Raw genomic sequence first — 11,563 nt, forward strand, 5'->3', positions numbered from 1 at the left:
GACGCTCCGCGTCACTGGACGCGGAGCGTCCCTAGAGGCATTCCCACGCGGAGCGTGGGAACGATCAACCCAACAGACAGGCACAAAAAAACCGGCGCCCGAAAGGGCTGCCGGTTTCTGACCATCAAGCGACCGGATTGATCGGCTTTTCCGGGTACCAGACGTCCATCAGTGGGCTGACTTCAACGCTGGTCAGCTCAGGACGTGCCTTGAGCCAGGCTTCAACGGCAGCACGCTGCTCTTCGGAAACCGAGCCACGCTTCTGCAGGCAAACCAGACCGTAGTCGTCACCGCCGACGTAGCCCAGGCCGTTGGCTTCCATGGCTTCTTTCAGGAAAGCGTCGAGGAAAGCGTCAATAGCCTCATCGGCCAGATCTTCTTTGAAATCCAGGTTCAGTTCGAAACCCAGCTCTTGAAATTCATCCACGCACAGTTTTTTGCGCAGACGCTGGGAACGGTTAGTCGCCATTGGAACAATCCTCATAAGTAATAACGGCCGGCACTTTACCAGTTTGATGCGTCGATTGCCCGACTGATCGGGCGTATCGGCCTACCGTCGGTAAAAAATAGCAGCCGAAGGGCTCAGGCACGGCCCAAGCGGCTGCGGCTTGGGGCATAATGCCGACACTTTCGTGACCGTTGAGGACGTTCATTTTCATGTCCTCGTTATTTCCCCCTCGCCCGTAGGGTTTTATTTCAAATGATCAAATCTTTGCGTCCACTGCTTCTGGCCAGCCTTCTTCTTCCCCTGGCCCTCCCTGTCACCAGCCACGCCGCCACGATCAACACTGCCCTGTCGCCCAACGTGCAAAAGGCCCTCAAGGCCAGCAAGCTGCAGGATGACGCGCTGTCCCTCGTGATGGTGCCGCTCAATGGCCCCGGCACCCCGACCCTGCACAACGCCGACGTTTCGGTTAACCCCGCTTCCACCATGAAACTGGTGACCACCTACGCGGCCCTGGAAATGCTCGGCCCCAATCACCAGTGGAAAACCGAGTTCTACACCGACGGCACCCTCAACGGCGGGATCCTCAACGGCAACCTGTATCTCAAGGGCGGCGGCGATCCCAAGCTGAACATGGAAAAACTCTGGCTGCTGATGCGCGACCTGCGGGCCAACGGCGTGCAGCAGGTTACCGGCGACCTGGTACTGGACCGAGGCTTCTTCATCCAGCCGCAACTGCCTGAATTCAACGACGACGGCAACGACGAAAACAAACCGTTCCTGGTCAAGCCCGACTCGTTGCTGGTCAACCTCAAGGCCCTGCGCTTCGTCGCCCGTAACGACGGCGGCCGGGTGCTGGTGTCGGTGGAGCCGCCGATTGCGAGCATTCGCATCGACAACCAGGTCAAGGCCGTCAACTCCAAGCAATGCACCGGCGGTGTGCGCTACAACCCGGTGGCCCAGACGGACGGCAGCGTGACAGTGACCGTCGGCGGCCAGCTCGGTGACGGTTGCAGCTCCCAGACCTATCTTTCGCTGCTGGACCATGCCACCTACACCGCAGGCGCGGTGCGGGCGATCTGGAAAGAGCTGGGCGGCAGCATCCAGGGCACGGACCGCCTGGCCGCGACCCCGAGCAACGCCAAGGTGCTGGCCCGGGCGTTCTCCCCGGACCTGGCGGAGATCATCCGCGACATCAACAAATACAGTAACAACACCATGGCCCAGCAACTGTTCCTGAGCCTCGGTGCGCAGTTCCGTAACGAAGCCGACGGTGATGACGCCAAGGCCGCGCAACGGGTGGTGCGCCAGTGGTTGGCCAAGAAAGGCATCACCGCGCCGCACCTGGTGATGGAGAATGGTTCCGGCTTGTCCCGTGCCGAACGGGTCAGCGCCCGGGAAATGGCGGCCATGCTGCAGGCTGCCTGGCGCAGCCCGTACTCGGCCGAGTTCATCAGTTCGATGCCGATTGCCGGCACCGACGGCACCATGCGCAAACGCCTGAAGACCACCGCCATGGCCGGCGAAGCCCACGTCAAGACCGGTACCCTGAACACCGTCCGCGCCATCGCCGGCTTCAGCCGTGACATCAATGGCAACACCTGGGCGGTGGTGGCGATTCTCAACGATCCGAAGCCTTGGGGCGCTTCATCGGTGCTGGACCAGGTGCTGCTGGACCTGTATCGCCAGCCGAAACTGCCACAGACGGCTTCGGCGCTCTAATCCAGCACAAACCCAATGTGGGAGCGAGCCTGCTCGCGATTCGGTAGGTCAGCAGACATCGATGCTGAATGACACACCGCTTTCGCGAGCAAGCTCGCTCCCACACTTGATCTGCCGCGGGCACAAAACTCGTGTACGAAGCCGACCCACTGTGGGAGCGAGCTTGCTCGCGATAGCGGCATGTCATTCAGTCTATTCATCAACTGAACCACCGATATCGCGATGATATGTGGCTAGCCCAACTGCACCTCAACCCGATCCCGTCCGGCCTGCTTGGCCGCATACACGCCCGAGTCAGCCCTTAGCAGCAACGCATCGGCACCCTCCCCGATGCGCCAGGTGGCGATACCGAAGCTGGCGGTGACAAACCCCACACCCTCGATGGGCGCCGCCCGCAAGCCTTCCCACAGCTCCAATGCCAAGGTGTAGGCACTCTCGCTGTCTGTGTCCGGGCACAGCACCACGAACTCTTCTCCGCCCAGCCGGCAGAACACATCGGTGCGCCGCAACCGTTGGCCGACGCGCTGACAGACGGCCTGCAACACCCGGTCGCCCACTGCGTGGCCATGCTGGTCGTTGATGCGCTTGAAGTGGTCGATGTCGAGCATGATGACCGCCAGCCCTCCGGAACCGCGCTCGACCCGAGCCATCTCCGAAGTCAGGCGGTCCTGGAAATAGCGACGGTTGCGAATGCCGGTCAGGGCGTCGGTCACGGACAGGGCCCGCAGCTCTTCTTCTACGCGCTTGAGGTCGGAAATATCCGAGATATAGCCGTGCCACAACACCCCGCCGCCGGGCAGTTCCTCGGGCGTGGCCTCGCCGCGTACCCAGCGCAGGCCGCGCAAAGGCAGTTGCACCCGGTACTCTTCCCGCCACGGGCTCAAGGTGTGGGCCGAAGCGCGAATCGAAGCGCGGACGCGCGTGCTGTCCAACGGGTGAATGCGCGAGAAAATCGCCTCGGCGTTCTGCACCAGCACATCGGGTTCCAATTCATAGATGTCGCGAATGCCGTCACTGGCATAGATGACGCTGAAGCGACCGTTGAAATCCATTCTGAATTGGTAGATCCCCCCGGGTACGTGGGCACTGAGCTTTTTCAGCAACAGGTCACGGGCAGCCAATGCTTCGTAGACGCGCTTGCGTTCAGTGATGTCGATGCAGATCGCCAGGTGCCCGATCCACAACCCCTGGTCATCGAGCATCGGTGTGGCGAGCATGTTCACGGTCAGGTGACTCCCATCGCGGCGCACCAGGGTCCACTCCCGCGCCTGTTGCCCGCCCTGCTCGCCGCCTTCGAGCAGCATCGCGTGGCACGCCGGGATCGGCTTGCCAAAACGCGCGCCGAGTTGGGCGGCGCGGGCCTGGAGTTCGCGCGGTACATGCAGGCTTTCCAGGGTCATGCTCTGCAGGACCTCGCAGCTCGGGTAGCCGAGCATCTGTTCGGCGCCGGCGTTGAAGGTGGTGATGACGCCGCGCAGGTCAGTGGCGATGATCGCGACTTGGGTTGCGGCATCCAGTACACCGCGCAACTGGCCGTGGGTACCGCGCAGCTCCTGCTCCCGGGCGCGCAGTTCACGGGTGCGTTGCTCTACCAGTTTCAAGGCCCGCTGCCGCTGGCTGACCAGCACATAGAGCAAGGCACTGAGCAGCAGGCTGAGCAAACCGCCGAGTATCACCATGCTGGTGACCGAAGAATGATTGGTGGCCAGGAACACCCGGCTGGGCCGCAATTCCACCCGGTAGTCGCGATCAGCCAGACGCAGCAGGCGGGTCGACGACAAATCACTACGACCTGGCGGGTTGTGGGATTCGAACAACGCCTCTTCCGCGTTTTCGCCAGACAGGTCCATGACACGCATCGACAGATTGTCGTGACTGGACGCTGGCAGCCCATCACCCGCCAGTTGCCGCATGCTGATAGCCGCCACCACGTACCCCAACGGTTCGCTGGCCGATTCCCGGGTGACGGGCGCGACCAGCAGCACACCGCGGGCAAACACCGGGTCGGTGCCCATCAGGTCCAATGGCTGCGAGGCCACCAGCCCGTCACGCTGGCGGGCCCGCTCGAGGGCGGCACGAGGCAAGGGTTCGGAAAGCAGGTCCAGGCCTAGCGGCGCCCCGTAGGAAGCCTGGCTCTGGATGTAGAGCATTGGAGCGTATTCGTCCCGTTCGGAGGCCTGCCGCAAGCCACCGTCGCCGTCTGCCTCGCGGATCGTGAATTGGGTGGCCCCTTCGGCCTGCGCGTGTTGTTCGAACGATTGCCGTTCGTCGCGCAGCACCCTGGGCGCCCAGGCGAAGGCGCGAGTACGCCGCAATAGCGCGTCGGCGTAACCACGGAATTCAGTGTTGGAGACCCCTTCGGAGTTGGCAAAGAAACGCCTGAGGCTGTCGAGGCGTTGCTCCTGGTCCTGGAAGTGTTCTTCGATGCGGCTGAAACGCTCCTCGGCTTGCAGCTCGAAGCGCTGGCGCAATTGCTGATTGAACAGGTTCATCATCGCCCAGGTCAGCAAGCCGGTCAGGACCGTACCGGCCAGCAGGACCAGCGAAGCCACCAGCCAGGCCGAAACGTCTTCGCTGATAAAGCCCAGGATCCTGGGACGCACCTGATGCAATGCCATAAATACAACTCAGAAAGGAGCCAGGCATAGGCATAGCCCTGGACACAGCCTAAGTTATAGCTATTCGCCATCACTTTGACCAGCCCTTAAAATAGGCCAGAAGCCTTGTATTACAAGGCTTCGTGGATCCAATCAACTGCAAATCAACGTGCCATGATCTTCCAGGCGCGGTGGATCTTGCCGTTGCGGGCAAAATCCGGATCAATGGTCTTGGCGGTGATTTCTTCCACCGCATAACGCTCGCCGAGGTTGTCCTCGAGCTGGAACTTGCGGAAGTTGTTGGAGAAATACAGCACGCCGCCCGGCGCCAGGCGCGCCATGGCCAGGTCCAGCAACTGCACATGGTCGCGCTGCACGTCGAACACGCCTTCCATGCGCTTGGAGTTGGAGAAAGTCGGCGGGTCGATGAAGATCAGGTCGTATTCGTCACGGCTGGCTTCAAGCCAGGCCATCACATCGCCCTGCTCCAGGCGGTTCTTGTCGGAAAAACCATTGAGCGACAGGTTGCGCCGCGCCCAGTCCAGGTAGGTCTTGGACAGGTCGACGCTGGTGGTACTGCGCGCGCCACCCTTGGCGGCGTGGACGCTGGCGGTCGCGGTGTAGCAGAACAGGTTGAGGAAACGCTTGCCGGCCGCCTCTTTCTGGATCCGCAGGCGCATCGGCCGATGGTCGAGAAACAGCCCGGTGTCCAGGTAGTCGGTGAGGTTGACCAGCAGCTTCACGCCACCTTCGTTGACCTCGGTGAACTTGCCCTGGGCGCTCTGGCGCTCGTACTGCTTGGTGCCGCTCTGGCGCTCGCGACGCTTGATCACCACGCGGCTCTTGTCCACGTTCAGCGCCTGGGGAATCGCCGCCAGGGCGTCGAACAGCCGGGCCGAGGCTTTTTCCGGGTCGATGGACTTCGGCGCGACGTATTCCTGGACGTGCACCCAGTCGTGGTACAGGTCGATGGCCATGGAATATTCCGGCATGTCGGCATCGTAGACCCGATAACAGTCAACGCCTTCACGCTTGGCCCATTTACTCAGCAGCTTGAGGTTTTTTTGCAGGCGATTGGCGAACATCTGCCCGCCTTCGCTCAACCGCGCCTGCTCGACCACAGGGGCCGGCGCCGGTGCTGGCTTGATCGGGTTGCCGTTCTTGTTGTACTGGCGCTCCTGCGGTACTTCCGGGGCCTGATCGTAGACGGCCTGTTCACGCTCGGCCTGACGCTGTTCCGGGGTACGACGCTCACCCGTGACGAACTGGTCCGGCAACACCTTGATCAGCAGCAATTTGCACGGCAAGGCGCCGTTCCAGAACGAATACTGCTTGTGACTGCGAATGCCCATGCGCTTGCCCAGGTCCGGCGCGCCGGTGAACACCGCCGCCTCCCAGTTCAGGCAGGCCTGGCGCAGACGCTCGCCAAGGTTCTGGTAGAGGTAAAGCAGGCTGGCTTCATCGCCCAGGCGCTCGCCGTACGGTGGGTTGCAGATCACCAGGCCCTTCTGGTTCTGGTCCGGACGCGGCTCGAAGGTGGCGACTTCGCCTTGATAGATCTTGATCCATTCGCTCAGGCCGGCACGTTCGACGTTGTTACGCCCCGGCTGGATCAGTCGTGGGTCGGCTTCGTAGCCGCGAATCCACAACGGTGGCTTGGCCAGGCCGGCGGCGGCGCGTTCACTGGCCTCTTCGTGGAGTTTCTTCCACAACGCCGGCACATGGCCGAGCCAGGCGGTGAAACCCCACTGCTGGCGGCGCAGGTTCGGCGCCATGTCGGCGGCGATCATCCCGGCTTCCACCAGGAACGTGCCCACACCGCACATCGGGTCGGCCAGCGCCCCGCCTTCAGCGGCAATGCGTGGCCAACCGGCACGGATCAGGATCGCGGCGGCGAGGTTTTCCTTCAGCGGCGCGGCGCCCTGCTGCAGGCGATAACCGCGCTGGTGCAGGCTGTGGCCGGAGAGGTCGAGGGAGAGGATCGCTTCGCCGCGGTCCAGGCGCAGGTGGATGCGCAGGTCCGGGTTGAGCTTGTCGATGGACGGCCGCTCGCCCGTCGGCGTGCGCAGCTTGTCGACGATGGCGTCCTTGACCTTCAAGGCGCCGAAATGGGTGTTGTCGATGCCCGAGCCGTGGCCGCTGAACTCCACCGCCAGGGTGCCATCGGCCAGCATGTGGTCTTGCCAGTCGACATCCAGCACGCCGTGGTACAGGTCTTCGGCGTCCTTCATCGGGAAGCGCTTGAGTACCAGCAACACGCGGTTGGCCAAGCGCGACCACAGGCACAGGCGATACGCCGTTTCCATGTCGGCCATGCCGCGCACGGCCGAGGTGTGCTCGCGCGCCTCTTCAAGGCCAAGCCCGACGGCTTCCTCGATGAGCAGGCCTTCGAGGCCCTTGGGGCAAGTGAGGAAGAGTTCGAAACGATCGGACATGGGATTTCCAGAGCCTTTGGCTAAGTGGACCGGGCAACGCATTGCCGGGCCGGGTTCAATCAGGTGCTTTTCTCAAGAGCACCCGCGTGGCACGAAAGTGTGCCGTGCCACCCTCGCCGCTCAGGTTAAAAGAGCTTAGATGCGAAGGCAGAAAAAAAATTCTGTGCAACAAATTGTGAAAACTCGACCCTTTCGTCGAATAGTACCCGAGTGCAACGGGAGGACATTCTCATCCGAGCCAGACCTACCCCTTTCGGCGCAGGGCCGATCATACAGGGGTCTTGCTCAAAAGCGGTCAACGAACATCAAGTTACTTATCGCCCTAACATCTTTATTGTTACGTGCTTATGACAAAACGATCATTCCATCCATGTGACGCTTTGGTTAGAACTCAACACAGGTTGACGTCGCAACGGCGTCAACACCTCGGCTCGTCACGCCGGCAACGAGCCACCAACGGCAGAATGATTCTGCCCCGGCCTCGATAGAGGTCGACGCTAAGTAACAGTCAACAAGTGAGGGCAACACCCTATGAGAAGACTTAAGCGTGATCCGTTGGAAAGAGCATTTTTACGTGGTTACCAATATGGCGTTGGTGGTAAATCCCGTGAGCTTTGCCCCTTTACTCTACCGTCGGTACGTCAAGCCTGGATCAATGGCTGGCGAGAAGGACGCGGCGACAACTGGGACGGTATGACCGGCACTGCGGGTATCCATAGACTCAACGAACTTCACGCCGTCGGCTGACACAGGGCTTAATACTCAAGAACTCGACAATTTGACACTCATATCGATTTAACCACGCACGTCCCATCCGGACGGCGGGCTACGGCCCAGGGGGCTCCTTCGAGGAGCCCTTTTTAATGCCTGGGTTTCAAGAGGTTGAGCTGCAAACACTGTTGTGGCGACACGCTGTGGGAGCAAGGCTTGCCCGCGATGAAGACGACGCGGTCTACCTGGAACCGAGGCGCCTGCATCGCGAGCAAGCTTTGCTCCCACAACTTGCTCGCATCAATAGATGCCGACCGTTCCTGAATCAACCCAACGCCGCAATGGCATCCACCGACTCACGAATCAACGCCGGCCCCTTATAGATAAAGCCCGAATAAATCTGCACCAGGCTCGCCCCGGCGGTGATCTTCTCGGCGGCGTGGCGGCCTTCGGTAATCCCGCCCGCGGCGATAATCGGCAAGCGCCCCGCCAATTCAGCGGCCAGCACCTTCACGGTGTGGGTGCTCTTGTCACGTACTGGCGCGCCAGACAAGCCGCCCGCCTCGTCACCGTGTTCCAGCCCTTCGACACCTTCGCGACCCAGGGTCGTGTTGGTGGCGATTACTGCGTCCATGCCCGTCTCGATCAGGGCCTGGGCCACCTGGGTGGTCTCTTCGTCGGTCATGTCCGGGGCGATCTTGATCGCCAGCGGCACGTGCCGGCCGTGAATCAACGCCAGTTCTGCGCGCCGCCGGGCCAGGTCGGCCAGCAGTTGCTTGAGCGAATCACCGAACTGCAGGCTGCGCAGCCCCGGGGTGTTGGGGGAGCTGACGTTGACGGTCACGTAGCTGGCGTGGGCGTAGACCTTGTCCAGGCAGATCAGGTAGTCGTCGACGGCGCGCTCCACCGGCGTGTCGAAATTCTTGCCAATGTTGATGCCCAGCACGCCCTTGTACTTGGCCGCGGCCACACGGGCCAACAGATGATCGACGCCCAGGTTGTTGAACCCCATGCGGTTGATGATCGCCTCGGCTTGCGGCAGGCGGAAAAGCCGTGGCTTGGGGTTGCCCGGCTGCGGTCGGGGGGTGACGGTGCCGATTTCCACGAAACCGAAACCCAACTGGGCGAACCCGTCGATGGCCGCGCCATTCTTGTCCAGGCCCGCCGCCAACCCGACCGGGTTGGGGAATTCCAGGCCCATGACCGTCACCGGCAATTTTGCCGGGGCCTTGCACAACAAACCGTTTAGGCCGAGGCGTCCGCCCGCGCCGATCAAGTCCAGGGACAGGTCGTGGGAAGTTTCCGGGGAGAGTTTGAACAGCAGTTCACGGGCCAGGGTGTACATGGGCGGCTTTGACTCGGGCGACGAAATGAGGCGGCGATTATAGCCGGGCAACGGCGGCTCAAGCGAGGCGCCCGCACAAAACGATAGCGCTGGCATATGCCTTGCACCCTTTTGGTCATCAGCGCCCATGCCAACGACGGAATGAGTGCCACACTGTTTTAAGGGACAACGGCGTCGTCGTCCGGCCTCCTGGGCCCGGACACGGCGCTTTTTTATGTGGAAGGTGATACCGATGAATGAAGTTCCAGCCAACCCCCTGGCCTGGGTCAACGGCAGCGATGCCCCGGAAAAGAGCGCGGTCAACCTCGGTTTCATGGCCTTGAGCGACTGTGCCCCGCTCGTCGTGGCCGCCACCCAGGGCTTCGCCCAACCCTACGGCCTGACCCTGAACCTCAAGCGCCAGGCCTCCTGGGCCAACCTGCGCGACAAGCTGGTCAGCGGCGAAATCGATGCCGCCCACAGCCTGTATGGGTTGATCTACGCGGTGCACCTGGGCATCGGCGGGGTCGCGGCGAGTGACATGGCCGTGCTGATGGGGCTGAACCAGAACGGCCAGAGCATCAACCTGTCCCATGGCTTGCAGGCCCAGGGCGTGACCAGTCCTGAAGCACTGGAACAACACGTGCACCAAACTCGCCCGAAACTGACCTTCGCCCAGACTTTCCCCACCGGCACCCACGCCATGTGGCTCTATTACTGGCTCGCCGCCCAGGGCATCCACCCGTTGTCGGATGTCGACAGCGTGGTCGTGCCTCCACCGCAAATGATCGCGCACCTGCAAGCCGGGCGTATCGACGGGTTTTGCGTCGGCGAGCCTTGGTGCGCCAGCGCGGTGAAGCAGAACCTCGGTTTCACCCTGGCGACCACACAGACCATCTGGCCCGATCACCCGGAAAAAGTCCTGGGTTGCACCCGCGCGTTCGTCGAGCAATACCCCAATACCGCCCGGGCCCTGGTGATGGCGATCCTCGAAGCCAGCCGCTTCATCGAACAAAGCAGCGAAAACCGTCGCAGCACCGCGCAACTGTTGACTGCGCCTGAATACCTCGACGCCCCGCTGGACTGCATCGAGCCGCGCCTGCTGGGGATCTATGCCGACGGCTTGGGCAACAGCTGGCAGGATCCCCACGCCATGCGCTTTCATGGCAACGGCGAGGTGAACCTGCCGTACCTGTCGGACGGCATGTGGTTCATGACCCAGTTCCGCCGCTGGGGCCTGCTGCGCGAAGACCCGGATTACCTGGCCGTGGCCCAGGACGTCCAGCAACTCAAGCTGTACCGCGAAGCCTGCGCGGCATTGGACATCGCGTCCCCGCGCCAGGACATGCGCAGCAGCCAACTGATCGACGGCATCACCTGGGACGGCTCGGATCCGGCCGGGTACGCCCGCAGCTTCAAACTGCACGCCTTGAGCGATGCGGCTCCCCTTCTCGCCAGCCGCTGACAGGAGCCACGACCATGCTGCGTATCCTGCTGATCAACGACACCGCGAAAAAAGTCGGTCGCCTCAAGGCCGCCCTGATTGAAGCCGGGTTCGAAGTCATCGACGAATCCGGCCTGACCATCGACCTGCCAGCGCGCGTCGAAACGGTGCGTCCGGACGTGATCCTGATCGATACCGAGTCACCCGGGCGCGATGTGATGGAGCAAGTGGTGCTGGTCAGTCGCGACCAGCCACGACCGATCGTCATGTTTACCGACGAGCACGACCCCAATGTGATGCGCCAGGCGATCAAGTCGGGCGTCAGCGCCTACATCGTCGAAGGCATCCATGCCGCGCGCCTGCAACCGATCCTCGACGTGGCCATGGCCCGCTTCGAAAGCGACCAGGCCCTGCGCGCCCAGCTCCTGGCCCGGGACCAGCAATTGGCTGAGCGCAAGCGCATCGAACTGGCCAAGGGCATGCTGATGAAGATGAAGGAATGCAACGAGGAACAGGCCTACACCCTGATGCGCCGCCAGGCCATGAGCCGCCAGCAGAAGCTGATCCAGGTGGCGGAGCAGATCATTGCCATGAATGAGCTGCTGGGCTGAAAGCCTTGTAGCGCCTGCCTCGCCCCCTACTAATGATCGTTCCCACGCTCTGCGTGGGAATGCCGCCAGGGACGCTCCGCGTTCCGCTTCACAAGGTGACGCAGAGCGTCACGGGATGCATTCCCACGCAGAGCGTAGGAACGATCATGACAGACCTGGCACAGATCTCGCTTAAGCAAACCCACAGGTAACCAACGGCGGTTGCCCCACCTACGACAAAGACGTCGCACACCCTTCTTGCCTCTCTGGCGATCCGGGTTGCGGCGTTTTTTTG

At 62.1% G+C, this 11,563-nt stretch carries 8 protein-coding genes; 4 read left to right on the forward strand and 4 right to left on the reverse strand.

Annotated elements, in window-relative coordinates:
- Positions 1–124: 124 nt before the first annotated feature.
- Positions 125–469, reverse strand: a complete 345-nt coding sequence (locus AB4O09_RS21720) for a YggL family protein (protein WP_003199553.1) — start codon at positions 467–469, stop codon at positions 125–127.
- Between the two features lie 231 nt (positions 470–700).
- Here AB4O09_RS21720 and dacB point away from each other — a divergent pair, with 231 nt between their 5' ends.
- The gene (dacB, locus tag AB4O09_RS21725; RefSeq protein ID WP_003199550.1) at positions 701–2,167 is read left to right on the forward strand and encodes a D-alanyl-D-alanine carboxypeptidase/D-alanyl-D-alanine endopeptidase; all 1,467 of its coding nucleotides are present in this window, start codon (positions 701–703) and stop codon (positions 2,165–2,167) included.
- 233 nt (positions 2,168–2,400) lie between these two features.
- On the opposite strand, the gene AB4O09_RS21730 is transcribed toward dacB, so the two are convergent.
- Entirely contained in the window at positions 2,401–4,785 is a 2,385-nt protein-coding gene (locus tag AB4O09_RS21730) for a sensor domain-containing diguanylate cyclase (RefSeq protein WP_003199548.1), read from the reverse strand.
- A 143-nt stretch (positions 4,786–4,928) separates the two neighbouring features.
- On the reverse strand, positions 4,929–7,199 hold the full coding sequence (gene rlmKL / locus AB4O09_RS21735) for a bifunctional 23S rRNA (guanine(2069)-N(7))-methyltransferase RlmK/23S rRNA (guanine(2445)-N(2))-methyltransferase RlmL (RefSeq protein ID WP_003199545.1): 2,271 nt from the start codon (positions 7,197–7,199) through the stop codon (positions 4,929–4,931).
- Positions 7,200–7,730: 531 nt separating this feature from the next.
- Here rlmKL and rmf point away from each other — a divergent pair.
- Positions 7,731–7,946 carry a ribosome modulation factor gene (gene rmf, locus AB4O09_RS21740; protein ID WP_003223300.1) on the forward strand — a complete coding sequence of 72 codons (216 nt, stop codon included), beginning with the start codon at positions 7,731–7,733 and terminating at the stop codon, positions 7,944–7,946.
- Between the two features lie 289 nt (positions 7,947–8,235).
- Here rmf and AB4O09_RS21745 read toward each other — a convergent pair whose 3' ends face one another.
- Positions 8,236–9,255 (reverse strand): quinone-dependent dihydroorotate dehydrogenase, encoded by a 1,020-nt coding sequence (locus AB4O09_RS21745; RefSeq protein WP_003199543.1) that lies wholly within the window; start codon positions 9,253–9,255, stop codon positions 8,236–8,238.
- Between the two features lie 232 nt (positions 9,256–9,487).
- Between AB4O09_RS21745 and AB4O09_RS21750 the strand changes: the two genes are divergently transcribed.
- Together AB4O09_RS21750 and AB4O09_RS21755 are read left to right on the forward strand one after the other, a co-directional pair.
- Complete coding sequence (locus AB4O09_RS21750) at positions 9,488–10,699, forward strand: CmpA/NrtA family ABC transporter substrate-binding protein (RefSeq protein ID WP_003199541.1); 1,212 nt, start codon at positions 9,488–9,490, stop codon at positions 10,697–10,699.
- Positions 10,700–10,713: 14 nt separating this feature from the next.
- Positions 10,714–11,289: an ANTAR domain-containing response regulator gene (locus tag AB4O09_RS21755; protein WP_003199539.1), complete on the forward strand. Its 576-nt coding sequence runs from the start codon at positions 10,714–10,716 to the stop codon at positions 11,287–11,289.
- Positions 11,290–11,563 lie beyond the last annotated feature (274 nt).

Source organism: Pseudomonas sp. H1_F01 (assembly GCF_054681425.1).